This window comes from Haloarcula sp. DT43, assembly GCF_037078405.1.
Classification (GTDB): Archaea; Halobacteriota; Halobacteria; order Halobacteriales; family Haloarculaceae; genus Haloarcula; species Haloarcula brevis.
On the sequence record NZ_JAYMGZ010000001.1, the window covers coordinates 666134 to 690725 of the forward strand.

25 protein-coding genes are annotated in these 24592 nt (G+C 69.0%); 12 read left to right on the plus strand and 13 right to left on the minus strand.

Annotated elements, in window-relative coordinates; genetic code table 11:
* Nucleotides 1-13: 13 nt before the first annotated feature.
* The 6 genes from pstC to thiE are packed head-to-tail and all read left to right on the plus strand — an operon-like array spanning nt 14 to nt 7132.
* Nucleotides 14-1135, plus strand: coding sequence for a phosphate ABC transporter permease subunit PstC (gene pstC, locus VI123_RS03625; RefSeq protein WP_336336694.1), 1122 nt, complete (start codon nt 14-16; stop codon nt 1133-1135).
* Nucleotides 1132-3786 carry a phosphate ABC transporter permease PstA gene (gene pstA, locus VI123_RS03630; protein WP_336336695.1) on the plus strand — a complete coding sequence of 885 codons (2655 nt, stop codon included), beginning with the start codon at nt 1132-1134 and terminating at the stop codon, nt 3784-3786. Before pstC ends, pstA begins: the two co-directional genes overlap by 4 nt.
* A complete protein-coding gene (pstB, locus tag VI123_RS03635; RefSeq protein WP_336336696.1) occupies nt 3779-4720 on the plus strand; it encodes a phosphate ABC transporter ATP-binding protein PstB in 942 nt (313 codons plus the stop codon). The genes pstA and pstB overlap by 8 nt, the downstream gene beginning before the upstream one ends.
* A gap of 3 nt (nt 4721-4723) precedes the next feature.
* Nucleotides 4724-5401, plus strand: a complete 678-nt coding sequence (gene phoU / locus VI123_RS03640; protein ID WP_336336697.1) for a phosphate signaling complex protein PhoU — start codon at nt 4724-4726, stop codon at nt 5399-5401.
* Nucleotides 5402-5403: 2 nt separating this feature from the next.
* Nucleotides 5404-6465, plus strand: a complete 1062-nt coding sequence (locus VI123_RS03645; RefSeq protein ID WP_336336698.1) for a phosphate uptake regulator PhoU — start codon at nt 5404-5406, stop codon at nt 6463-6465.
* 31 nt (nt 6466-6496) lie between these two features.
* Nucleotides 6497-7132 (plus strand): thiamine phosphate synthase, encoded by a 636-nt coding sequence (gene thiE / locus VI123_RS03650; RefSeq protein ID WP_336336699.1) that lies wholly within the window; start codon nt 6497-6499, stop codon nt 7130-7132.
* Nucleotides 7133-7172: 40 nt separating this feature from the next.
* Here thiE and VI123_RS03655 read toward each other — a convergent pair whose 3' ends face one another.
* Both VI123_RS03655 and VI123_RS03660 read right to left on the minus strand, forming a co-directional pair.
* Nucleotides 7173-7472: a hypothetical protein gene (locus VI123_RS03655; protein ID WP_336336700.1), complete on the minus strand. Its 300-nt coding sequence runs from the start codon at nt 7470-7472 to the stop codon at nt 7173-7175.
* 49 nt (nt 7473-7521) lie between these two features.
* Complete coding sequence (locus VI123_RS03660) at nt 7522-7776, minus strand: glutaredoxin family protein (protein ID WP_336336701.1); 255 nt, start codon at nt 7774-7776, stop codon at nt 7522-7524.
* An 83-nt stretch (nt 7777-7859) separates the two neighbouring features.
* On the opposite strand from VI123_RS03660, the gene VI123_RS03665 reads away from it, so the two are divergent.
* Genes VI123_RS03665 through VI123_RS03680 form a run of 4 tightly spaced genes read left to right on the plus strand, consistent with a single transcriptional unit; the run spans nt 7860 to nt 10968 of the window.
* The gene (locus VI123_RS03665) at nt 7860-8801 is read left to right on the plus strand and encodes an oxidoreductase (RefSeq protein ID WP_336336702.1); all 942 of its coding nucleotides are present in this window, start codon (nt 7860-7862) and stop codon (nt 8799-8801) included.
* Nucleotides 8802-8832: 31 nt separating this feature from the next.
* Nucleotides 8833-9039 carry a hypothetical protein gene (locus VI123_RS03670; RefSeq protein ID WP_336336703.1) on the plus strand — a complete coding sequence of 69 codons (207 nt, stop codon included), beginning with the start codon at nt 8833-8835 and terminating at the stop codon, nt 9037-9039.
* Nucleotides 9040-9087: 48 nt separating this feature from the next.
* A complete protein-coding gene (locus VI123_RS03675; RefSeq protein WP_336336704.1) occupies nt 9088-10164 on the plus strand; it encodes a hemolysin family protein in 1077 nt (358 codons plus the stop codon).
* Between the two features lie 39 nt (nt 10165-10203).
* Nucleotides 10204-10968, plus strand: coding sequence for a hypothetical protein (locus VI123_RS03680; RefSeq protein WP_336336705.1), 765 nt, complete (start codon nt 10204-10206; stop codon nt 10966-10968).
* Nucleotides 10969-10973: 5 nt separating this feature from the next.
* Here the strand turns inward: VI123_RS03680 and VI123_RS03685 are convergent, their stop codons facing one another.
* Together VI123_RS03685 and VI123_RS03690 are read right to left on the minus strand one after the other, a co-directional pair.
* Nucleotides 10974-11276 carry a cupin domain-containing protein gene (locus tag VI123_RS03685; protein ID WP_336336706.1) on the minus strand — a complete coding sequence of 101 codons (303 nt, stop codon included), beginning with the start codon at nt 11274-11276 and terminating at the stop codon, nt 10974-10976.
* Nucleotides 11277-11317: 41 nt separating this feature from the next.
* Complete coding sequence (locus tag VI123_RS03690; RefSeq protein ID WP_336336707.1) at nt 11318-12550, minus strand: hypothetical protein; 1233 nt, start codon at nt 12548-12550, stop codon at nt 11318-11320.
* 134 nt (nt 12551-12684) lie between these two features.
* Here VI123_RS03690 and VI123_RS03695 point away from each other — a divergent pair, with 134 nt between their 5' ends.
* Nucleotides 12685-12864 carry a ribbon-helix-helix protein, CopG family gene (locus VI123_RS03695; protein ID WP_336336708.1) on the plus strand — a complete coding sequence of 60 codons (180 nt, stop codon included), beginning with the start codon at nt 12685-12687 and terminating at the stop codon, nt 12862-12864.
* Nucleotides 12865-12873: 9 nt separating this feature from the next.
* Here VI123_RS03695 and VI123_RS03700 read toward each other — a convergent pair whose 3' ends face one another.
* The 3 genes from VI123_RS03700 to VI123_RS03710 form a co-directional block, all read right to left on the minus strand.
* The gene (locus VI123_RS03700) at nt 12874-14106 is read right to left on the minus strand and encodes an MBL fold metallo-hydrolase (RefSeq protein WP_336337371.1); all 1233 of its coding nucleotides are present in this window, start codon (nt 14104-14106) and stop codon (nt 12874-12876) included.
* Between the two features lie 393 nt (nt 14107-14499).
* Nucleotides 14500-14847 (minus strand): hypothetical protein, encoded by a 348-nt coding sequence (locus tag VI123_RS03705; protein ID WP_336336709.1) that lies wholly within the window; start codon nt 14845-14847, stop codon nt 14500-14502.
* Nucleotides 14848-14999: 152 nt separating this feature from the next.
* Nucleotides 15000-15860, minus strand: a complete 861-nt coding sequence (locus VI123_RS03710; protein WP_336336710.1) for a sulfurtransferase — start codon at nt 15858-15860, stop codon at nt 15000-15002.
* Between the two features lie 264 nt (nt 15861-16124).
* On the opposite strand from VI123_RS03710, the gene VI123_RS03715 reads away from it, so the two are divergent.
* Nucleotides 16125-16919: a sulfurtransferase gene (locus VI123_RS03715; protein ID WP_336336711.1), complete on the plus strand. Its 795-nt coding sequence runs from the start codon at nt 16125-16127 to the stop codon at nt 16917-16919.
* Nucleotides 16920-16928: 9 nt separating this feature from the next.
* Here VI123_RS03715 and VI123_RS03720 read toward each other — a convergent pair whose 3' ends face one another.
* The 6 genes from VI123_RS03720 to uvrA form a co-directional block, all read right to left on the minus strand.
* A complete protein-coding gene (locus VI123_RS03720) occupies nt 16929-17933 on the minus strand; it encodes an AI-2E family transporter (RefSeq protein WP_336336712.1) in 1005 nt (334 codons plus the stop codon).
* 64 nt (nt 17934-17997) lie between these two features.
* Nucleotides 17998-19080 carry a geranylgeranyl reductase family protein gene (locus tag VI123_RS03725; protein WP_336336713.1) on the minus strand — a complete coding sequence of 361 codons (1083 nt, stop codon included), beginning with the start codon at nt 19078-19080 and terminating at the stop codon, nt 17998-18000.
* Nucleotides 19081-19155: 75 nt separating this feature from the next.
* A complete protein-coding gene (locus VI123_RS03730; protein WP_336336714.1) occupies nt 19156-19581 on the minus strand; it encodes a DUF5518 domain-containing protein in 426 nt (141 codons plus the stop codon).
* Nucleotides 19582-19683: 102 nt separating this feature from the next.
* Nucleotides 19684-20661, minus strand: coding sequence for a WD40/YVTN/BNR-like repeat-containing protein (locus VI123_RS03735; RefSeq protein ID WP_336336715.1), 978 nt, complete (start codon nt 20659-20661; stop codon nt 19684-19686).
* Between the two features lie 94 nt (nt 20662-20755).
* On the minus strand, nt 20756-21523 hold the full coding sequence (locus VI123_RS03740) for a hypothetical protein (protein ID WP_336336716.1): 768 nt from the start codon (nt 21521-21523) through the stop codon (nt 20756-20758).
* 82 nt (nt 21524-21605) lie between these two features.
* The gene (gene uvrA, locus VI123_RS03745) at nt 21606-24566 is read right to left on the minus strand and encodes an excinuclease ABC subunit UvrA (RefSeq protein WP_336336717.1); all 2961 of its coding nucleotides are present in this window, start codon (nt 24564-24566) and stop codon (nt 21606-21608) included.
* Nucleotides 24567-24592 lie beyond the last annotated feature (26 nt).

A 24592-nucleotide genomic window follows, 5' to 3' on the forward strand; every position in this document is an offset into this window, starting at 1 on the left:
GGTTTTCCATACTATGACAGAGGACATATCAACGACGGAGGGAGAGTCAGTGTCGCGCGGGAGCAGCGTCGACGGGTCGACGCTCACTGTCGGCGCGATAGCGACGACGCTGGTGGCGACAATCCTCATGTTCCTGTTTCGACCGGGGATGGCGCTGCCGCTGTTGCTCGCGTTCGTGTTCGCTACGGCGCTTGGCTGGGTGACCTACCAGGCTGAGGTCGCCCGCCTGCTGACGCTGGTCGCGACAGTACTGACCGTTCTGACCGTCGCGTTCATCACGTTCTTCCTGTTCGTGAGCGCGCTGCCGGCGTTTCTGGAACACGGGCTCGGGCTGTTGCTGATTCCCGAGCAGGGCGGGGCGGCCCGCTGGTTCTTCTGGCTCGAAACCGTGTTGCCGTCGGACGCGACGTACTGGAACCCGCTCAGCGGGGCCTACTCGCTGATACCGATGATATGGGCGACGGTGGTCGTCACCGTCATCGCGGGCGCAGTGGCCGGCCCGCTGGGCCTGTTCGGCGCGCTGTTCATCGCCGAAGTCGCCAGCGACCGCCTGCGCGAGTTCATCAAACCGGGCGTCGAAATCCTGGCCGGCATCCCCTCTATCGTCTACGGGTTCATCGGCTTCCAGGTGCTGAACGGCTTCATTCAGACGAACTTCCTCGACGACGGCGCGAGCTTCCTCATCGCCGGGGTCGTCGTGGGCGTGATGGCGCTGCCGACGGTCGTCTCCGTCGGCGAGGACGCCCTCTCCAGCGTCCCCCAGTCGATGGGTGACGGCTCCGTCGCCATGGGCGCGACCGAGTGGCAGACGATGAAGAGCATCTCTATCCCGGCGGCGTTCTCGGGCATCTCCGCGGCCGTCATCCTCGGGCTGGGCCGGGCTATCGGGGAGACGATGGCCGTCGCCGCCATCATGGCCTCGGGGACGCAGTTCGCCGACCCGCTGTTCGACATCTTCGACGCCAACGCGACGCTGACCAGCCTGATAGCGACCCAGTACGGCAGCGCCTCGGAGAGCACCGTCGACGTGCTGTTCGTCGCCGGCGTCATGCTGTTCGTCATCGTCGCCGGCATGAGCATCGTCTCGCAGTACATCGAACGACGCATGCGGCGGAAACTGAAGGGGCAACAATGAGCGACGCCTACGCGACGACCGACCGACTCGTCAGTGCCGACTCGAACGTCTACGACCGCGGGCTCGACGCGGCAATCGCGCTCAGCGTCGTCGGCTTCACCCTCGGGCTCGTCACGCTCGTGAACCTGGTTCCGCCCGGTGCCAGCGGCACCCCCCTCACCACGGCCCTCGGAACGCTGCTGGCCGTGGTCGTCGGGGCGGTCGGGATAACCGGCCTCGCCTCCTACACCAACGTCGTCCCGGTCACCTCACAGCGGGTCCGCGGCATCGGGCTCGGCCTCGTCGTCTCGACGGTCGGCTTGACCGTCCTCGCGGCGGCGCTGCCGGTGACGATGGCGACGCTCCTGGGGACCGTGTTGCTGGTCGAGGCGCTCGCGGTCACCGCCGCCGGTGTCACCTCCCGGCTCGAACTCGTGGACACGGAGCCGAACATGAGCGCCGGACTGCTCTCCGGGGTCGCCTTCGGCGTGCTCGGCCTCGCCATGGGGGCCGCCGTCGGCGGCTCCCTCGCCGGGTTCGGCTCGCTCCTGTGGCTCGCCGTCGCCGCCGTCGCCGGCGTCAGCCTGTTCCTGCTGGCGATTCTCCCCCGCGAGGACCTCGGCTCGACGCTCCCGACGGCGGTCGTCGTCGGCGCGCTCGGGCTGACCATCGTGACCGGCACCATCGGCGTCGGCTGGCAGTGGAGTCCGCAGGCCCTCTCCGGCGGCTTCACCGGCGGCGCGGTCATCCCCGTGTTCCTCCTCGTCGGGACGCTCCTGTCGGCCTGGTCGGCCGCGAAGTGCCGGGCCGGGTTCGGGGCCCGGGGCCGCGAGTACGGGGCCTTCCTCGTCATCAACCTCAACGCCTTCCTGATGGTGGCCGTGATGGCGACAATCGTCGTGTTCGTGACGCTCAAGGGCGTCAGCTACGCCGTCCACGGTCTCACGGTCGGCGCGCTGACCGCGCTGGTCCTCCTGACGCCGGCCCTCCTCGCCGCGCTCCAGTTCGCCCGCACCCCCGCGGGCACGAGCGACTGGAACACCGGTGCTCGACAGCTGTTCCGGCTCCTCCCGCTGGCGGCGGTCGGTTCGCTCGCCGCGGTGTTCGCGGGCGTGCTCGTCACCGGCACCCCGCTGCGCTACGCCTACCAGTACACCGTCCAGGTCAACCGACAGGGACGCCCCCTCGACACGGCGGTCGCGGTGACGCCCGACACGACAGTCGGGACGCTACTACTGGTCGCTCCGGCGCTGGTGCTCGCGGTCACGTTCTTCCGTTCGTTCGGCTCGCTGCGGCAGGTCGGGACACAGTCCGAACGCACCGGGGCGATTCGACAGGCCGTCCCGACGGCGGTGCTCGGGCTGGTCGTCCTCATCGGCCTCTTCCTCGTGCTCGGTCCCGTCCCGATGGGCCTGCCGCTCGGCGGGACGGTCGGGCTCGCTGCCGTCGTTCTCGGGGCGGTCGCCGCGGGCGGCCTCGCGGTCTACCCGCTGGTCGGCGTGCTCGCGAGCGACGGGCCGACGCTGGCGGACCGCGCCCAGCGCGAGGCCCCGCGGTTCACGCTGGGCGTGTTCGGCGGGCTCGGGCTGTTGCTGGCCGTCCTCGTGCTCCAGCCCGTCGCCGGCGTCAATCCCCGGGTCGGCCCGGTGAACCTCGTGCCGGCAGTCGCGCTCGGGGCGGCCGTGGCCTCGCTCGCGCTGGCGGCGCTCACCACGGCCGCAAAGCGGGCCAGCGAGGCGACGATTACCCGCCGCCTGCTGACCGAGGAGACGCGGCTCGGACTCGTCGGTGCCGCCGGCTTCACCGCGCTGGTGGGCCTGCACGTGGCCGTGACCGGCGTCTCATTCACCGTTCTCGGGGCCAGCATCTCGAACGAGGGGAGCCTCTCCTGGCCCATGGTGATGCAGGCCTACATCCCGCTGGGGGCCGAACCCGGCGGCATCATGCCGGCCATCGTCGGCACGGTGTGGCTGGTCATCGGCGCGACGCTGTTCGCCGTCCCGCTGGGGGTCGGTGCGGCCGTCTTCCTCACCGAGTACGCCGAGCAGGGCCGGTTCACCGCGCTGGTCGAGGTCGCGACCAACGCGCTGTGGTCCACGCCGAGCATCGTCTTCGGCCTGTTCGGCGCGGCGTTCCTGATACCCCGGCTGGGCGGCGACGAGTCGCTGCTTGCCGGGATGCTCGTGCTGGGGTTCATGCTCCTGCCGCTGGTGCTCATCACCTCGCGGGAGTCCATCAAAGCCGTCCCCGACGAGTACCGGGACGCCAGCGCGGCGCTGGGCGTGACCCAGTGGGAGACCATCAGAAGCGTCGTCCTGCCGGCGGCGATGCCGGGCGTCATCACCGGTGTCATCCTCGGCGTCGGCCGCATCGCCGGCGAGACGGCCCCGCTCATCCTCGTCCTCGGGTCGACCCTGAACGCGACGACGGCCGTCGACGTCCTCGACGGCTTCCGCTTCGTCTCGGGGCCGCCGTTCGTCGCCAACGACGCCCTGCTGACGGCCTCGGCGTCGCTCCCGACGCAGGTGTGGGCCGTCATCGCGGCCGGGGTGTCGGGGTCGCCACAGATGGGCTGGGCGACGGCGTTCATCCTGCTGATGGTCGTCCTGACGTTCTACGCGGTCGGTATCACGGCGCGGACCTACTTCCGGAGGAAACTCAACTATGAGTGATAGCATCAACACGGAGCCGAGCACGGACACGCAAACGAACGGCGGGCGGACGGTCGAAACCGCCTCGCCGGCCACCGAGACGACGGCCGGCGAGAGCGACGAGCGCGTCCGCGAGGAGTGGCGGCAGTACGACTTCGACGGCGACGCGAAGCTCTCGGTCGAGAACCTCGACGTCTGGTACGGCGACGACCACGCGCTCAAGGACGTCTCGATGGAGATTCCGGAGAACAGCGTCACGGCGCTCATCGGCCCCTCGGGCTGTGGGAAGTCGACGTATCTGCGGTGTCTCAACCGCATGAACGACCGCATCAAGGCCGCACGCGTCGACGGCTCGGTCGAACTCGAAGGCACCGAGATTTACGACCCCAACGCCAACCTCGTGGAACTGCGCAAGCGCATCGGGATGGTGTTCCAGTCGCCCAACCCTTTCCCGAAGTCCATCCGGGAGAACATCTCCTACGGCCCGCGAAAGCACGGCGACATCAACAAGGGCCTGCTCGCGCGGCTGTTCGGCCGCGACGACACGGAGGCCGAGGCCGAACTCGTCGAGCGCTCGCTGAAACAGGCCGCGCTGTGGGACGAGGTCAGCGACCGCCTCGACGACAACGCGCTCGGCCTCTCGGGCGGCCAGCAACAGCGCCTCTGCATCGCCCGCTGTCTCGCGGTCGACCCCGAGGTCATCCTGATGGACGAGCCGGCCTCGGCGCTGGACCCCATCGCCACCTCGAAAATCGAGGACCTGGTCGAGGAGCTCTCGAAGGACTACACGGTCGTCATCGTCACCCACAACATGCAGCAGGCGGCCCGCATCTCCGACCAGACCGCCGTCTTCCTCACCGGCGGCGAGCTCGTGGAGTACGACGACACCGACAAGATATTCGAGAACCCAGAGAGCCAGCGCGTCGAGGACTACATCACCGGTAAGTTCGGGTAACCCATGTCGCGCGAGTCGTACCAGCAACAACTGGACGAACTCCGGGACGGCGTGGTCGGGATGGGCGACCTCGTCGTCGAGCGGCTCGACGCGGCGCTCGCGGCCCTCCGGACGGTCGACCCGGAGCTGGCACAGTCGGTCATCGACGGCGACGACGAGATAAACGAGCTGTACCTGGCGCTGGAAGCCGACTGCATCGACCTCTTTGCCCTCCAGCAGCCGGTCGCCACCGACCTGCGCTTCGTCGCCGCCTCGTTCAAAATCATCACCGACCTCGAACGCGTCGCGGACCTCGCCACGAACCTCGCAGCGTACGCGCAGTCGGCCGACCGTCGGCTCGCGCCCGACGTCGACGTCGACGCCATCGGCCGCGAGGCCACCGAGATGGTCGAGCGGAGCGTCGACGCGTACAGGCGGGATGACATCGAGGCCTGCCGCGCCATCGCGGCCGACGACGACGCCCTCGACGCGCTCTGTCAGCGGGCCAGCGAGACCGTCGCGCGGGACCTCATCGAACGGGAGGCCGACGGCGACGACGGCTGGGCGGTCGAGCAACTCCTCGACGACGTGTCACGGCTCCTGTTGACCGTCCGTGACCTCGAACGCGTCGGCGACCACGCGGTCAACATCGCGGCACGCACGCTGTACATGGTCGAAACCGACTCGGAGCTTATTTACTAACTATGGAAACCCGAAAGATACAGACCGTCGGCGGCGGGACCTACACCGTGTCACTGCCCAAGGAGTGGGCCGAATCGGAAGGCTGCACGGCCGGGGCGACGGTCAACCTCCACACGCACATCGACGGCCTGCTCGTGATTCAGACCCCCGAGTCCCAGTCGACGGCGCGGAACCGCGTCACGCTGTCGGTCGGGAACGACGACCCGGCGGAGATAGAGCAGTTGCTCCGGGCGGCCTACGCGGCCGGCCTCGAATCCGTCGTCCTCGAAGCGCCCGACGGCTACACCGACGAGCAACACCGGGCGGTCGAACGCGTCACCCGGAACCTGACCGGCGTGACCGTCGTCGAGGCGACCGAGTCACAGGTCACGGTCCGAACGATGCTCGATGCCGGCGAGGTGTCCGTCAGCCAGTCGGTCCGCCAGCTCCAGTTCGTCGCCCTGTCGATGCACCGGGACGCGATGGCCGCACTCACGACCGGGACGACCGGCGACCGGTGGGCCGACCGCGACGAGCAGGCCGACCGGCTGTACGCCATGATAGACCGCTACTTCGAGCGCGGGCTAGCCCGCCTCGACGAGATAGACGCGCTCGGGCTGACGCGCCCGGAACTGTTCACGCTCTGGGGCACCGCGAACGAACTCGAACGCGTTGCCGACCACGCCGAGCGCATCGGCACCGTCGCCGACCGCCTCGACGGAGAGCCCGACGCGTCCATCGCCGCGGCGCTCGACGACATCGCCCGGGACGTCCACGCCGTCGTCGAGGACGCCGTTCGCGTCGTCATCGGCGACGCCTGCGTCGCGACCGCCCGGCAGACGCTCGCCGACCGCCGGGACGTGCGCGAGCGGATAACCGGCCTCGACCGCCGGTTGTTCGAGTCCGGCGACGCCGACTACCGGCTCACTCGCGCCCTCGATAGCCTCGCCAGGACGGCCGAACACGGCGGCAACATCGCCGAGCTGGGGCTCCGGATGGCCGTCCGCGACGGCGCGCTCGCCGAGTCGACGGCCGGTACCGACGACGCGAACGCGTCGGGGTCGGCGGCCGAGTCGGAGTCCTAGCATCCAAGACCCGTCGGCTCCGAACCCCGCTATGGTCGACTGGGACGTGTACCTCGTCACGCAGGCGTCGCTCTCGGCGGGCCGGACGACAGACGACATCGTCGCGGCCGCAATCGACGGCGGCGTCGGCGTCGTCCAGCTCCGCGAGAAGGACCGCTCGGCGCGTGAACGCTACGAACTTGGCCAGCGAGTGCGGGCGCTGACCCGCGAGGCCGGCGTCGCCTTCGTCGTCAACGACCGCGTCGACCTCGCGCAGGCGCTCGACGCCGACGGGGTCCACCTCGGCGACGACGACCTCCCCGTTCCGGTCGCGCGGGACCTGCTGGGCGAGGACGCGCTCATCGGACGTTCGGTCTCGACCGTCGACGCCGCCCGGGCGGCGGAGGCGGCCGGCGCGGACTACCTCGGCGTCGGCGCGGTGTTCGCCACCGGGTCCAAAGACGACATCGACGACGAGGAGCACGCCGTCGGCACCGACCGCGTCGCCGCTATCGCCGAAGCCGTCGACGTGCCGCTCGTCGGTATCGGCGGCATCACGGCCGACAACGCCACCGACGTCGTCGAGGCCGGGGCCGACGGCGTGGCCGTCATCACGGCGATTACGCGGGCCGACGACCCGGCGGCGGCGACGGAAGCGTTGCACAGCGCCGTCGAGCAGGGGCGGTAACACCGGCAGGCTCGGGGTGGCCGTCGGGACGCCCCGGCGCTCAGCCACTCACGAGGTCGGGTGCAGCCAGAGCCGCGACGACGAGACAGAGGAACACGAGAAGCGCCACGGCCCGCAGGACCCCGGCAACCTGTCGCCTGCGTTTCGGGAGCGACTCCGCGACGCCCGCCAGGCCGGTTCCGACGGCCATGGCGAGCAACCAGTTCGCCGGGGCAGTCCCCTCGGCGAGCCAGGCGGACGCGTAGAGTCCGGCGAAGACGAGCGACCCGGCGAAGTGCACGAGCGCAATCCGGGGTCCGGACGGCTCGCTGAACACGATGTCGCGGATACTGGCGACCATCGCCGGTAGCGTGGTTCCCGGACGCAATAAATGGCGGTGCTGAGCCCGGCTACGACGACTTCCGGAGCTTCTCTCGTAGCTCCCGCTCGGCGACGCGGTACTTGAACGCCGGCGTCCCGTCGAGGAGGACGTAGGGCACGCGCTCGCCGTACGCCTCGCGGAGGTCGGGGTCGTCGTCGACGTCGACGAGGTCCAGCGCGACGGCGACCCCCTCGTCGTCGGCGACCCGCTCGATTGTCTCGACGGCTTCCTCACAGAGGTGGCAGTCCTCCCGCGTGTAGACGGTGACCGAAACGTCGCTCATCGTCGTGGCTAGGGGACCGGCGGCATAAGACTCTCACCCTCGCCGGCGATGGGTTTCAGTGTCTCGCGCCCGTACCGTCGCCAATGACCGGCTGGACTGTCGAAGACATGCCCCCGCTGACGGACCGAACCGTGGTCGTGACCGGCGCGAACAGCGGACTGGGACTGGAAGGCTCGAAGGCGTTCGCCCGCAAGGGCGCGACGGTGGTGATGGCCTGCCGGAGCGGCGACCGCGGCGAGACGGCCGCCCGGGACATCCGCGACGCCGTCCCCGAGGCGACCCTGGACGTCCGCGAGTGTGACCTCGCGGACCTGTCGAACGTCGCATCCTTCGCCGAGGGCCTCCGGGACGAGTACGACGCCGTCGACGTCCTCTGTAACAACGCCGGCGTCATGGCGATTCCCCGCAGCGAGACGGCCGACGGCTTCGAGACGCAGTTCGGCGTCAACCACCTGGGGCATTTCGCCCTGACCGGCCGCCTGCTCCCCCTGCTCCGGGCCGCCGACGGCGAGGCGCGGGTCGTCACGCAGTCAAGCGGTGCCCACGAGATGGGCGACATCGACTTCGAGGACCTGCAGGGCGAGCGCTCCTACGGGAAGTGGTCGGCCTACGGCCAGAGCAAACTCGCCAACCTCCTCTTCGCCTACGAACTCCAGCGCCGGCTGGGCAACCACGGCTGGGACGACGTGCTAAGCGTCGCCTGCCACCCCGGCTACGCCGACACCGACCTCCAGTTCCGCGGGCCCCGGGAGATGGGGTCGACGCTGCGAACCGCGGCCATGGGCCTCGCCAATGCCGTGCTCGCCCAGTCCGCCGAGCAGGGCGCGCTCCCGATGCTGTACGCCGCCACCGCCGACGACGTCATCGGCGGCGAGTACGTCGGCCCCGGCGGCCTGTTCGACATGCGCGGCCCGCCCGAGTTCCAGCAGTCCAACGCGGCTTCCCGCGACGAAGCGACCGCCGAGCGGCTCTGGGCGGTGTCGACCGACCTCACCGGCGTCGAGTACGACTTCGAGCGCGCGTGAGCGTTTTCCCGCTCCGGGGTGAAGGTGTCCTATGCCAGTCGTCTTCGGTCCCTACCTCCGCAAGGTCGCAGAGCGCGCTCCGGTCCCGACGCCGAGACAGAGCGACGACCCCGACGAGGCGTCGGCCGACGCCGGTGAGTCGTCCGGCCCTCGCCGCCTGGTCCTCGTGGTGCTAGCCGGCGCTGCCACACTGGCCGTCAGTCGCTGGCTCGCCCGCCGTGGGGGGAACGACGGCTGACGCGATGTCACCACGCTTTCCTGTCCGGCTGGTGAACCTCGCCGATACATGCAACCAGTCGAAATCGCGGCCAGGCTGCTTGCAGGACTCGCCCTGATCCTCGCAAACGGCTTCTTCGTCGCCATCGAGTTCGCGCTGACGAGGGCCAGACAGTACGCCGAATCGGAGTTCGACGAGCCCGGCCTCCGTCGGGCCTGGGAGATGACCGACGACCTCGAAATCTACCTGACGAGCTGTCAGGTCGGTATCACCGCCTCCAGCATCGCGGTCGGTATCGTCGCCGAGCCGGCGCTGGCGGCCATCTTCGAGCCGTACTTCCAGTCCTCCGCGCTGGCCGGGGTCGGGGCCGGCGCGGCCATCGCCTTCCTCATCATCAACCTCGTCCACCTGACCCACGGCGAGCAGACGCCGACCTATCTCGGCGTCGAGCGCGCGAAGTTCGTCTGCCGGTACGGCGCGACGCCGCTGTACTACTTCGCGTGGGTCATCTCGCCGATTATCACGGTCGGCGACAGCGTCGCCAAGTGGACGCTGGGGCTGTTCGGCGTCGAGATGTCCGGCGCGTGGCTCGAAGCGGAAGTCGACAGCATCGAGTCCCGCGGGGAACTGCGAAACGAACTCGGGTCGGTTCTCGACCGTGGCGACGTGTCCGACGAGCGCCGCGAGGAGGTGCTGGCGGCGTTTCAGGTCGGCGACCGCGAACTCGGCGACGTGATGGTGCCACGCGATGACATCGTCGCGCTGTCGCCGACAGATGACGACGCGACCAACGCCGAACGCATCGCCGAGACGCCCCACACCCGCTACCCGCTCGTCGGCGAGACGCTCGAAGACTTCCTCGGCATCGTCTACATCCCGGCGCTCGTCGACGAGCGCGAGGAACAGGACGGGGCGGGCGGTCTGCTCGACGGCATCGACCTCGAAGCCGTTGCCTCGCCGCCGATGACGATGTCGCCGGACACCACCGTCAGCGACGCCATCGACCAGTTCCAGGCCGAGCGCCAGGAACTGGCCTTCGTGCTCGAAGACGGCGCGGTCGTCGGGCTGGTGACGGTCACGGACCTGCTGGAGGAGGTCGTCGGCGACATCCAGGACCCGATGGACGCCGAAGCCGGCGTCGAGTGACGCTGAAAGCATTTACCGGTCGGCCGGCAATCGACGCTCATGCCCTCCCGCCGAACCCTCCTCGGCACCGTCGCCTGTACGCTCGTTGCCGGCTGTGGTGACACCGCCTCGGAGACAGCCACGCCGACCCCGACTCCCGTGGTCCTGTCGCCGGTTGACGCCGGCACAGTGCCCGACACGGCGACCGTCGGCATCTTTTCCGAGACTGTCGAGGACCTCGACACGGCTACTCGTGACGCCTCGGTGGATGTCACGGACCGCGAGTGGGCGCACGTCCTCCACGAGTTCGACTGTTTCGCGTTCGACGGGACGACGTACGCAGTCGTCGAGCGGACCAGCGGGTCCGGCGGCTACGTCAACGAGTACAGCGTGAGCGAAGTCGACGGGCCCGGGAACGAGTCGACGGTCCGTGTCGCCGACCTCCCGGACAGCGACCGCCGCGCCGTCGTCGACGCGATAGCGACGGGCGAGCACACCTACGACTCCGACGCGGGCGGCTTCGAGCCGAACGACTCGGTGTACGCCTACAACGGCTCGTACTACGCCTTCTCGCTGGAGGTCCACGGCGACAAGCCGGTCGCCGTCACGTACACGGTAGAGGCGACCGACGCGGACCGGTGTGTCACGCTCGACCCGCTCCCGCTCACTGCCGCCGACGCGGGGGTCGACACGACTCGCCCGGACGAGGCGGCCACCGTCACCGGTGACCCGGCTCGCACGCTCGCCGCGTCGGACGCGGCGTTCGTCGTCCGGGGCGGGACCTGCTACGAACTGTCCGCCCAAGCGGACGGCACCGAGACCTGAGACGCCTACCGCGGCGGCGTGTAGAAGTTGACCGTCTCCAGGGGCTCGTCGCCGTCGTTCTCGATGCCGTGGCGCTCGCCGGCTTCGATGCGGACGAGGTCGCCGGCCGTCACCCGGTGGCTGTCACCGTCGACGGTGACGAGGCCGGTGCCGCCGGCCACGAACAGCCACTGGTCGCTGTCGGCGTGGTAGTTCTCCGGCCCGCCGACGCTCCGGCCCGGCTCGACGGTCATCTCCGCGGCCTGTGCCTCGTCTGTCTCCATGACTACCTCGAAGTAGCGGTCGAAGTCGAGGCGCGTTCGCTCCATACGTCCCCGTCTGTCCGTACCGTGGTGTCACTTTCGGGGCCTCAGTCCCCGCCTGCGAGCCGTCCGACCCGGCCGGTGAGCCGGGCCGCGATACCTTCGAAGTGGGCGGTGCTCCAGCCCGCGACGACGAGCGCGCCGACCGTGTTGAACACGAGGTCGTTCACGATGTCCCCCGTGCCGTACTGTGCCAGGACCGCCTCGCCGCCGACTACCGACGCGAGGCCGCCGCTGGCGAACTCCAGTATCTCCCACCCGACGCCCACCGCGAGGACGAACAGGACGACGAAGGTGGCGCGGAACCCGCGGTTGAAATCGACCGCCCGGGAGTGGCGTTCGACCGCCCGCGCGACCGCGTACCCCACGCCGGCGACGAGCGACGCCGAGACGGCGTGGGCCAGGCTGTCGTACCAGCCGAACGCCTGGTACAGTTCGAGCGCGCCGGCCCCGTGCAGCGTCGACGCCACGGTGACCCACAGCACGAGCCCGGTGTCCATCGCGTAGCCGTACTCCCGACGGAACAGCGCCGGGAGAAACGTTATCGCCAGCGGGCCGCCGCTGTTGACGAACAGCGACACGTTCCCCCGGACGAGCGCGAACGCGGCGATTGCGCCCAGGACCGCCTGGAGCCCCCGGACCGCGATTCGATGGTGCCGGCCGTCGCCGGGCAGTGACGCACCCGACCGGCCGGCCGCCGAAGGGGCCGACGCCGAGGCCCGCAGCCGGGCGATGCGCGCCGACCGGTCGAAGTACAGTTCGAACACGACGCCGGCGACGATACCGGCGGCCGTCGCAGTGACGAGGTCCCACATCAGCTCGGTCTGCCCATCGAGGAACGCGGTTCCCAGCAGCGTATCGGCCGCGTAGATGCCGACCGCCCAGACGCCGGCGACGGCCATCGTCACGACGACCACGAACACGGTCGCGAACCGCGGCGTCATCGTCAGCGACGTGAAGGCGTCGAGAACGACGGCCAGCAACAGCGCGACCCCCGCGACCACGAGAAACGGCGTGAGCTGTGGGAAGCCGCCGAACGCCCGGACGAGCACCGGCACCGCGACAAGGCCGAGTACCTCCGCGGGCACCGTCGTTTCGAGGTCCCGCGCGGCGAGTGGCACCGCCACCGCGACGGCGACCAGCGTCGCCGTGAGTACCGCCCAATCGAACGCGCCGCCGGCCGCGAACCGCCCGACGACGCCGACCAGAATCGCGGTGACGACCCACGCGCCGAGCGCGTCGAGCCGGTGTGAGCCGATGAGAGACTGTAGTGATACCATCGCCGGCCGCGGCTACGCCCGGCGGCGTAATCAAACCACGGCGACCCTCCCCGTCCGGCCGCGCCCGTCACGCGGCTGACTGACGACCGTCTGACGAGGATATATTTCGCTGGCGGTCCGACTCCCCGTAATCAATGGACGAAGCGTTTCTGGACCTCGAATCCATCGAGGTCGAACTGGACGAGGAACTGCTCGACGCTATCGACGACAAGGCGTTCGCCGACCACCGCGACAACCGGGACGCGGCAATCCGGGACCTGCTCGACGAGTGGCTGAAACAGCGTGCCGCCGAAGATACGGACGAGAGCGACTGACCGACTCTCCTACATGGCGATTGTCGCGCCCAGGTCGGGCGCTGTCGCGTCGTAGCCGTCCTCGCGGAGCGTGGCCGCGAAGTCCTCACAGCGGTCGCCGTGGTTCACCAGTACCGGCGTGTCACGGTAGGCATCGAGGAAGTCACACAGCCCGCCGCGGTCGGCGTGTGCCGAGAAGTCGTACTGCTCGACCCGCGCGCTGACCGGCATGATTCGGCCGTCTATCTCGGCGCTGCCGGTCTCCACCAGGTCCCGACCCGGCGTCCCCTCGACCTGATAGCCGGTCATGGTTATCTTGTTCATCGGGTTCGCCCGGACTTCCGGGATGTAGGTCATCGCCGGGCCGCCCGAGAGCATGCCGCTGGTGGTGACGATGGCCGCCTTCTGGTCGGTGATGCGCTTTCGCTGGCCGTTCTTTCCCGTGACGAACCGCGCGTGCGATTTCGCTCGCCGGAACGCGTCGGCGTCCCGGAGGAACTCGGGGTACTGGGCGAGCATCTCGGTCACTTCCTTGCCCATCCCGTCGACGTAGCAGGGGATGTCGTGTGCCTCGCAGACGAGCAACATCTCCTGTGTCCGCCCGATGGCGAAGGCGGGCACGACGACGGTGCCGCCCTCCCAAAGCGTCGTCTCGACGCTCTCGACGAACCGCGCCTCGACCGTCTCCCGTGGATCGTGGTCGACGTCGGCGTAGGTGCTCTCACAGATGACCGCGTCCGCGTCCGGGCGGGCCGTCGTCCCCGAGACGAGGCGCTGGTCGTCGGTGTGGAAGTCGCCCGTGTACAGCAGTCGCGTCTCGCCGTCGTCGACGAGGACGTGCGCGCTTCCGGGGATGTGGCCGGCGTTATAGAACGTCACCTCGTAGCCGGCGGCCTCGAACGCCTCCCGGTAGCCGTGTGTCTCAGACACTTGCGTCACTCGCCTGACGTTGGTCTCGGTGAAGGGGCAGTTGACCGTCCCGCCGTGGAGTTTGAGCGTGTCCCGTGCCAGCGTCATCGCCAGTTCGTACGTCGGCGGCGTCCAGTGAATCGGTGGCCGCGCGTCCCCCGACACCAGCGCCGGGACGGTCCCGACGTGGTCCAGGTGGCCGTGCGAGACGACGACGGCGTCCGGCGAGGGCGTCCGCACCGGGAACTGCGGCGGCGAGTCGGTCAACATCCCGAAATCCAGCAGCAGCGAGCCGTCGACGAGGACGGCGCTTCGGCCGACTTCACCCGCGCCGCCGAGGAACTGGACGTCCATCGTCGGGACGAACGTGGCCCGTCGGTTTCCGTCCGTCGGTTTCCGTCCGACCGGTGTCACCGGCTCGCCAGCGAACGGAATATCTTCGGCCCGGAACACGACGCTATCTGTGCTGACGTGGTCTATCAGCCGCCAACGGGACACTTTCACGTGGGGTATTGTGTGGAGCTAACACGTCGGGTGGGCAATGGTATCACCCTAGCATAAACAATTATTATACTCCGGTCCGATAGCTCAATTGTCATGGCGACACGCCAGCAAACCCCGTCGACGTACCACACGTGCAGTTGCGGTGAGGAGTTCGACACGACGGAGGAACTCCTCGACCACGCACGAGAGGCACACGGGCTCAGCGTACACTGACTGGCGTCACGTCGTTTTTTCGCTGTCGGGTCAAGAGGTCGTATCGATGTCGGGTCGCACGCTGAATCGCGCGTATCCACCGTGTGAGAGGTCGAGCGCGCCCAGCCACCAGTTCCATCGCTCGGCGAGGCTGTAGTCGTCCGGCGCGTCCGCGAGGTTCTCGACGACGTCCCCCACCGTTAGCTCCGCCCCGAAGTCCGTCACGAACTGGTCCGACTCCGAGAGGTCGCGGGCCTGTCTGGCGACGACCGTGACGACGTCGGCGTCGGCGTCGAAGGCGTCGCGGAGTTCCCGTTCGAGTTCCTTTCGGTCCACGTGCGGGTTAGGATGCGCATCTGCCTTGAATGTACGGTTGGGGACGAGTCCGTGTCTCGGCATCCGCCGGTCGTCCCCCGGCGACGCTGTCGCTCACCGACTCGCGGCAGAAAAATTCGGGCGGCAGTCCAGTTTCGCCGTCGCTTACTCGGCCTCGCGCTTCTCCGCGGGTCGCATCCGCTCCCCGCTCCGATTCGCGGGCTCTTTCACGCTGTTCAGTCGCCCGCGCCCTTCTCGATGGGCGCGCCGACCAGGTTGCCCCACTCGGTCCAGGAGCCGTCGTAGTTGATGGTGTCGTCGTAGCCCAGCAGTTCGTGCAGGGCGAACCAGGCGACCGAGGAGCGCTCGCCGATGCGGCAGTAGGCGACCGTCGTGGAGTCGCCGTCGATGCCGTACTCTGCGTAGAGCTCTTCGAGGTCGTCGTAGTCCTTGAAGGTGCCGTCGTCGTTGGTGACGGCCGCCCAGGAGATGTTCTGTGCGCCGGGGATGTGGCCGCCGCGCTGGGCGGTCTCCTGGAGTCCCGGAGGTGCGAGGATTTCGCCGGAGTACTCCTCGGGCGAGCGAACGTCGACCAGTGGCAGTTCGCGCTCGATGGCGTTCTCGACGTCCTCGCGGTAGGCGCGGATGGACTCGCGCGGGCCGGAGGCCTCGTAGTCGACTTCGGCGAACTCGGGGACCTCGTCGGTGAGTTCGTAGTCGTTCTCGACCCAGTACTCGCGGCCGCCGTCGAGCAGCTTCACGTCGTCGTGGCCGTAGTACTTGAACTGCCAGTAGGTGTAGGCGGCGAACCAGTTGGAGTTGTCACCGTAGAGGACGACCGTCGAGTCCTCGCTGATGCCGTGACTGCCCAGCAGGTCCTCGAAGTCCTCCTTGTCGAGGATGTCGCGTGTGGTCTGGTCCTGGAGCTGTGTCTCCCAGTTGAAGCCGATTGCGCCGGGTGCGTGGCTCTCGTCGTACAGTTCCGTGTCCACGTCAACCTCTACGAGTCGGTGGGACGGGTCGTCGCTCTGGAACTCCTCCAGGTGCTCGCTGACCCAGTCGGCCGAGACGAGCACGTCGTTAGCGTATTCGGTCATAATGCATCGTAGCGTAAGTCTACCATACATATATTACCACGACTTTCGGCATGTTCGGCCACTCGTCCACCGTCTCGACATATGTTGCCGCTACTATCTCACGAAGAGCGTCCGGCCGTCGACAGCTCAGCGGACACGCCCCATGGCGTGCCATGTCCGGCCCCGAGTCGAGTCGCCCGCTTCCGAGAGTCGGCAGTATTTGCAACGACCTTCGACCGGCCGTGATGGGAGTTTTCAAGCGGGCGGAGCAGTAACGCCAGGACGATGACTGATTTCGTCTCTGCGGAGTGGGTGTCGAGCCGAGGTGCGGACCTCCGGGTGGTCGACGTGCGCGACGCCTGGGAGTACGACGGCCTCGGACACCTTCCGGGCGCGGTGAACGTGCCCTTCGACTCGTTCCGGGCGGACGAACACGGCGCGGAGACAGACGCCGGCGAGGGGATGCTCCCCGAGGAGGACGAGTGGGCGGCACTGCTCTCGGCGGCCGGCATCGACCGGGAGAGCGAGGTCGTCGCCTACGACGACCACCACGGCGTCTTCGCCGCCCGCTTCCTGGTCACCGCGGAACTGTTCGGCCACGACCCCGACCGGCTCCACCTCCTCGACGGCGACTTCTCCAGCTGGCAACTCGAACGGGAGACGTCGAGCGAGACGCCCGACGTCGCACCGACCGAGTACGCCGTCGAGCGGCCGGCGTCGACGCCGCTGGTCGGGCCCGACGAGGTCGCCGACGCGGCGGACGACCCCGACGCGGTGCTGGTCGACACCCGCGAGGACGAGGAGTACGACGCCGGCCACATCCCCGGCGCGGTCCTGCTGGACTGGCGGGACCTCGTCGACGACGAGACCCGCGGGCTGCTCCCCCGGCAAGAGGCGCTGTCGGTCCTCGAATCGGTCGGCATCGTCCCCGAGAAGCGCGTCGTCCTCTACTGTAACACGGCCCGGCGCATCAGCCACACGTACGTCGTCCTCCGCCACCTCGGCTTCGAGCGGGTGGATTTCTACGAGGGGAGCCTCACCGAGTGGGAGGCACAGGGGCGGCCCCTGGAGACGAACTGACCGCGCGGCTCAGGTCAACTGCTGCTGGTCCCCGTTTCGCTCGCTCGTCAGCAGCGACGACAGTTCGACCAGTAGCGCGATAGCGACCGGGCCGGCGATGAAACCGATGATGCCAAGGGTCAACACCCCGCCGGTGAACCCGACGAAGTAGAGGCTGGCCGGCAGCCCCGTCGTGTAGCGGGCGAGCTTCGGTCTGATGACCGCATCGGGGAGGAAGCCGACGAGGACGAGTCCGAACACGGTCACCAGCACGGCCCCGGCGATGTCGCCGTTGACGGCCTCCGCGACAGCCATGGCGAGGACGACGACGCTGGGGCCGACGACGGGGACGAACTGCAGGACGCCGGCGGCCACCGCCAGCGCGAACGCGCCCTGGTACCCCAGCAGCCAGAACACGGCCCACGCCACGAGGAAGGTGCCAAAGGCCGTCGCCGCTTGGAGGACGTAAATCGCGTACAGCGTCCCCCGGAGCCGCTGGTGAAGCCGGTCGGCGACGTCGTGATACGACGCCGGGACCGTCCGGTAGACGGCCTTCTTCGGTGCCTGTGGCTGCCAGAGCATCGCGTAGACGAGAATCGCGAACAGCACGGCCTTCAGCGCGAGGACCGGCGACTCCGAGGCCAGGTCGACCGCGACCGCCGTGAGCGCCTCCCGGCCGGCCGTCAGCGTGGGGTCTATCTCTATCGCGTAGCTGAACTCGCCGAACTCGACGGTCACCGCCGACGGGAGCTGCTGGAAGAACGCAAACAGGTCACGGCGGCGCAGATACAGCACGGCCCCGAGCGGGATGACGACGAGCGTTCCGCTGACGAAGGCGACCCCGGTGGTCACCGCCGCCGAGAGCCGTCTGTTGAGCCCGTGGCGGCCGAGCCACTCCGAGACCGGGAACAGCACGTACGCGACCGTGATTGCGAAGAAAATCGTCGACAGCACGCGCGCGAGCAGGACTGTGGTCAGACAGCCGGCGAGAACGACCAGCCCAGCGAGGACGTAGGTCCGTCGACGTATTACCACGCCCGTCCTTTCCCGTCGGCCGGTAAAAACGTTGTCTGCACACGCCAACTGGGTAACACGTCCGTCAGGACCGCGAGAACAGCGCCGCCAACTGCTCGCGGGAGAACAGCGTCGTCGGCCGGTCCATGTGGACGCCGATTTCGCCTTCGAAGGCTTTCATCCCGGCCTTCTGTATCGGTTCCGGTGCGGAGTAGCCGGCCCGGACCGCGTGGCCGAGGCGTATCTCCTGCCGGAGGTCGTCGCGCCACGCCCGTTCGTACTCGCCCAGCGTCGCCGGGTCGTCGGGGTCGATTTCCCGTGCGGCGTGGTCGGCGGCGGTCATGCCGTAGCGGATGCCGCCGCCGGTGAAGGGCTTGGTCTGTGCGGCCGCGTCGCCGATTAGGAACGACCGCCGGCCGGTGACCCGTCGGGGCGGGCCAATCGGGATGAGCCCCGAGCAACGGCGGTCGGTCTCGACCCCGTAGCCGTCGACGAATTCCTCGAACCGCCCGCGGGCGTCGTCGCCCGGCGGCACCGCCAGCCCGTACTCGACGCCGGCCTCGCCCCGCGGGATGCGCCAGGCGAAGAAGCGCGGGACGGTGAGGTGTACGTCCACGAAGTCGCCGTGGTCGACCTCGTCGCTGAACCCGAGGACGCCGTGGAGCAGTTCGTCTGGTTCGGGGAGCCCGAGTTCCTGCCGGACGCGGCTCTTGGGGCCGTCACAGCCCGCGACCATCTTCGCGCGGTGAGTCTCGACCCCGTCCGGCCCGCGGACCTCGACGGTGACGGCGTCGCGCTCCTCGGAGACGCCGACGACGGAGTGGTCCTCGCGCACGTCCGCGCCGGCGTCGCGGGCCAGCCCCGCGAGGTGCTTGTCCAGGCCCACGCGGTCGATGACGTTCGAGATGACCTCGTCCTTGTAGAAGGGGTGGTCCTCGCTGCCGGGGCCGCCCGTGTGAAAGCGCGCGCCCGAAATCTCGTTCTGGAACAGGTCGTCGCGTGCGTTCTCAGTGAAGTCCCACACGTCGGTACTCACGTGGCCCGAACAGGCCAGCGGCTCGCCGATTTCCCCCTGTTCGAAGGCGACCACGTCCAGCCCCCGCTCGGCCGCCCGGCGCGCGTACCGCGACCCGGCCGGCCCCGCCCCGACGACCACAACGTCGTACATACACGTCTCCTGGGTGTCACGAACCAAATAGCTTCGCGATTCGTCCAATCCGCACCCGAGCGTGCGGTACCGCGCCTATCCGCCCGCGGGCGTCGGCCCACCGTGACCCCGTCGCTCGGCCAGCCAGCCGCCGAACCGCCCGGCGAGCGCGCCGCCGAGCGCCGGAAGAAGCATGACGAGCGCCCCGATCGCCAGCCCCATCGCGACGCCGACCGCCTGGAACCACAGCGGGTTCGGCACGGAAGGGATGGACCACACGAACTCGGCCACCCCCCACAGCGCCGGGAGGCCGCCGATTAATCCGGCGCGCAGTCCGGTCGCGGTGCTGTTCCCGCCGCGGCGTTTGACGAGGTAGCCGGCGAGCGCGCCGCCGACCAGGACCATGTTGAACCTGATGCTGCCCGAGGACCGGATCACTTCGAGCGCGGTGAAGGGGGCGGCCAGCAGCCCGCCGAGCAGGGCGTACTTCCACGTATCCGAGAGATCGGATTGGAGGGACATCACCCAGTGGTACGACGACCGGGATAATCAGTGTTACCCGTTGATATGTCGGGGAACCGTGGCGAACGACGGAGTCGCAGGGATCACACCGAGCAAACGGGATCAGACGACGGCGAGACCGCTTGGGACCTGGTCGTACTCGCTCGGCCAGTCGGCCACGCCCGTCTCGGGCCACGCGGCGGCCCACTCCGCCCCCGCCGCCGACCGGAACAGGCCGTGGTTCGTCAGCGCCACGAGGCCGCCGTCCGGGTCGGCCGCGAGCACGGGACGGGCCAGCCCCTCTGGGCCGGGGAGCCCGGCCATCGCCACCGCCCAGCGGTCGCCGGTCCACCGGTACACGTAGCTCTCGCCGCTGGTGCTGTGGGCCGACCGCGGGCCGCTGGCGGCGGAGACGACCACCCCGTCGGGGTCGTCCGGGCGCACCGCCAGCCCCCAGACGTAGCGGTGGCCGAGGCCGTCCTGCGGGTGTGACCACGTCTCGCCGCGGTCGGTCGAGAGCGCGTAGCCGTCGCCCGCGGCGGTGTACACCCGCTCCGGCGCGTCGGGGTGGGTCGCCAGCGTGTGGTTGTCCCGGCGCGCGCCCTCTGGGTGGTCGACCCACGTCTCGCCGCCGTCGGGACTGCGGACGAACGCGCCCGCCTCGATGGCGACGTACACCCGCTCGGGGTCGTCCGGCGCGAGGGCGATCCAGCGGACGTGATGGGTGTGGGGCCGCGGCGGGAACGACCACCGCGACGACGAGTCCAGGTCGGTCAGCCCCGGCCGTTCCGTCCACGTCTCGCCGCCGTCGGTCGAGCGGTAGACGGCGCTCGGTTCCGTTCCGGCCCACACCACGTCGGGGTCCTGTGGGCTGACCGTGACGCTGGTCACGCGGTCGCCGGCGTCGAGGACCGATTCCCACGTTGCACCGCGGTCGGTCGTCCGCTGGAGGCCGGCGTCGACGGTGCCGACGAAGGCGCGGTCCGGCGCGGCCGGGTCGGCGGCGACGCACTCGATATCGTGGCCGACGAGGCAGTCCTCGGCGGTGTTCCCGTCCGTAGCGAAGACACGGTCCGAGAGCGCGGCGTAGGCGATGTGCATACCGACTGATACGAACCGCTGGCTAAGAACGGTGTCGCCCGGTTCGTGCCGTCGCTTCGGCCCCGGATCGACCGTCGATGCGTTCCGGTCCCGCCTACGGCGTCCACCAGCGCAGCCCGACCATCACGAAGACGATTGCCAGCTGCAACAGCCCCTGGAGTCCACCGAGCTTTGCGTTTCGCATCCCGATTTCGGAGACGAGCTCCACGTCCGGGTTCTCGGAGACGACCTGCCGGTAGATGCGGACCTCGCCGGGGAGGATGACGCCGAAGCCCTGCACGGACAGCAGCGTCACGATTGCCAGCGTGGCGACTATCCACCACGAGGTCATCGCGAACTGCGGGAGCGCGGTCGCCAGGTACGCGCCGGAGCCGACGACGGCGAGCGCGAGTGCGACGAGCGTCTTCGGGTCGGTCAGCGCGTCGAACTGGTAGCCGACGAGGAGGACGACGGGAATCAGCGTCGCGGCGGTCAGAAGCGCCAGCCACGGGTCGGCGTTGGGGAACTTCCCGAGGCGGAGCGCCAGCAGGATGCCGCCGGCGACGGTCACCGTCGCCAGCGTCGGCATCAGGAACGTCATCTTCGGCGTGAACGACGCGAAGAAGTCGGCCCGCGCCTCCGGCTCCTGGCCGCCCAGCACCGGCCCCAGCACCAGCCCCATGAACAGGTCGATGCCGGTCCACAGCACGCCGGCCATCACGTGGACGTAGGTCAGCGCCCGGATGTTCCCGCTGGCGAGCGCCCCTGCGAAGGCAAGCAGCGGGACGGCCACCGCCCCAGCGGCGAAGGCCGGGTTCGCCCGCTTCGCCAGTCCACCGATACCCCGTTTCCGCTCGACGCCGTCAGCTGTCGACTGCGCCATTGCTGGCTCTATCAGGTTCCGCTAACCCCAAAAGCGTTGGTGGCCGCTTCTGATATCGCCTGTTCTCGCTACCCGGACGGCCCTAGTCGTCGTCCGCAGCCGGCTGGGCCACGTCCCGGTCGGCGCGGGGCCCCTCCAGGTCGACGTTCGGCAGGAGGTCCCGGAGGTACTGTCCGGTGTAGGAGGCCTCGGTCCGGGCCACCGTTTCCGGGGTCCCCTCGGCGACCAGTTCGCCGCCGTTCTCGCCGCCTTCCGGCCCGAGGTCGATGATGTGGTCGGCGTTCTTGACGAGGTCGAGCTCGTGCTCGATGACGACCACGGTGTTGCCGTCGTCGGTGAGCCGGTGGAGCACGTCGATGAGTTTGCGCTCGTCCTCCGGGTGGAGCCCGGTGGTCGGTTCGTCGAGCAGGTACAGCGTCTCGCCGGAGTCCTTCTTGCCCAGCTCCTCGGCGAGCTTCACCCGCTGGGCCTCGCCGCCCGACAGCGTCGTCGAGGGCTGGCCCAGCCGCATGTAGCCCAGCCCCACGTCCTTCAGGAGTTCGAGGCGGCGACGGATGCCGCCGTGGCTCTCGAAGAAGTCGTAGGCCTCCTCGACGGTCATCTCCAGCACGTCGGCGATGGTCGCGCCCTTGTAGGTCACGTCCAGCGTCTCGTCGTTGTAGCGCGCGCCGCCGCACTCCTCGCAGGGGACGGTCACGTCCGAGAGGAAGTTCATGTCGATGGTGACCGTGCCCTGCCCGCCACAGGCCTCACAACGGCCGCCCTTGACGTTGAACGAGAACCGGCCCTTCTCGTAGCCCCGCTGCTTGGCGAGGCTCGTCTCGGCGAACAGCTCGCGGATGTGGTCGAAGACGTTGGTGTAGGTCGCCGGGTTCGACCGCGGGGTGCGGCCGATGGGCGACTGGTCGATGAGCCGCACCGTCTCGACGTCGTCCAGCCCCTCGATGTCGTCGTGCTCGCCGGGGTTCACGTCGGTGTCGTTCATCCGCCGGACCAGCCCCTTGTACAGCACGTCGTGCATCAGCGTCGATTTGCCGGAGCCGGAGACGCCCGTGATGGCGGTGAACGTCCCAAGCGGGACGGTCACGTCGAGGTCAGCGAGGTTGTGCTGGCGCGCGCCCCTGACGACGAGTTCGCCGTCGGCCTCGCGGCGGCTCTCGGGCACCGGAATCGTCCGCTCGCCCGAGAGGTACTCCCCGGTCACCGATTCCTCGGTGTCGACGACCTCGTCCATCGGGCCGTTGACGACGACCTCGCCCCCGCGTTTGCCCGGGCCGGGCCCCATGTCGATTATCTGGTCGGCCCGGCGCATCGTCTCGGTGTCGTGTTCGACGACGAGCAGGGTGTTGCCCAGGTCCCGCAGTTCCTCCAGGGTGTTCAGCAGCCGGTCGTTGTCGCGCTGGTGGAGACCGATGGATGGCTCGTCGAGGACGTAGAGGACGCCGACGAGGCCGCTGCCGATTTGCGTGGCGAGGCGAATCCGCTGGCTCTCGCCGCCCGACAGCGTCGAGGCCTCGCGGTCAAGCGTCAGGTAGTCCAGGCCGACCTCGGTCATGAAGCCCAGGCGGGCGCGGATTTCCTTGAGAATCTCCTCGGCGATTTTCCGGTCCCGGGCCGAGAGGTTCGCCTCGAGGCCCTCGAAGTGTTCCAGCGCGTCGCCGATTGACATTTCGTTGACTTCGGTGATGGAGACGCCGTCGACGAGCACCGCCCGCGACTCGGCCTTGAGCCGGGTCCCCTCACAGGCCGGGCACGTCGTCGTCGCCATGTACTCCTCGATGTGCTCGCGGGCGCGGTCGGAGTCCGTCTCGACGTGTCGCCGTTCCAGGTTGGGGATGACGCCCTCGAAGCGCTCGCTCTTCTCGCGGGTGCCGTTCTTGGTCCGCCACTGGAAGTCGACGATGTCGTCGGTGCCGTAGAGGAACTGCCGCCGGATGGACTCTTCCAGCTCCTCGAATGGCGTCGACAGCGAGACGCCGAAGTGCTCGGCGACGTTGTCGAGCTGTCGGGAGTAGTACGTCCGGTCGTAGCTCCAGGGCTCGAAGACGTTTTTGAGCGGCTTCGAAGGGTCGGTGACCACGAGGTCCTCGCTGACCTCCTTGGTCTCGCCCAGCCCCTCGCACTCCGGACAGGCCCCGTGGGGTGAGTTGAACGAGAACGACCGCGTCTCGATTTCGGAGATGTCGATGCCACAGTGCGTGCAGGCGAGGTCCTCGGAGAGTTCGACGACGAGGCGCTCGCCGCCGTCGCCCTCGTCGGCGAGGTCGCCCGTCGCCCTGGCGTCGGACCCGCCGAGCGTCTCGGCCGCGCCCTCCGGCGGGTCCGGGAGGATGACCTTCAGCGTCCCGTCGGCCTCGGTCAGCGCCGTTTCGACCGAATCCGTGATGCGCGAGCGAGCGTCCGGCGAAATCTTCACGCGGTCGACGACCACGTCGATTGTGTGGTCGTAGTTCTCGTCCAGTTCCGGCCGGTCCAGCGTGAGGTCGAACTCCTCGCCGTCGACTTCGACGCGGCTGTAGCCCTCGCCGACGAGGTCGTCGAACAGGTCCTCGAAGGCCCCCTTCTGGTCGCGGACGACCGGCGCACACAGCTTCGCACGCGTCCCCTCGGGGAGTTCGAGGAGGCGCGAGACCATGTTCTGGGCGGACTGCTCGCCGACCTCGCGGCCGCACTCGGGACAGTGCGGCGTGCCCACGCGGGCGTACAGCAGGCGGAGGTAGTCGTGTAACTCGGTGACGGTCCCGACCGTCGAGCGGGGGTTGTTGGCGGCGTTCTTCTGGTCGATGGAGATGGCCGGCGACAGCCCCTCGACGTTCTCGACCTGGGGCTTGTCCATCTGGCCCAGGAAGTTCCGCGCGTACGCCGACAGCGACTCGATGTACCGGCGCTGGCCCTCGGCGTACACCGTCTCGAATGCGAGCGAGGATTTGCCCGACCCCGACAGCCCGGTGACGACTGTCAGTTCCTCGCGGGGAATCTCCACGTCGACGTCCTTGAGGTTGTGTTCCTCGGCCCCTCGGACCTCGATGATATCCTTGCTCATCCTTGCGTTTTCGTTGGCCGGCATGG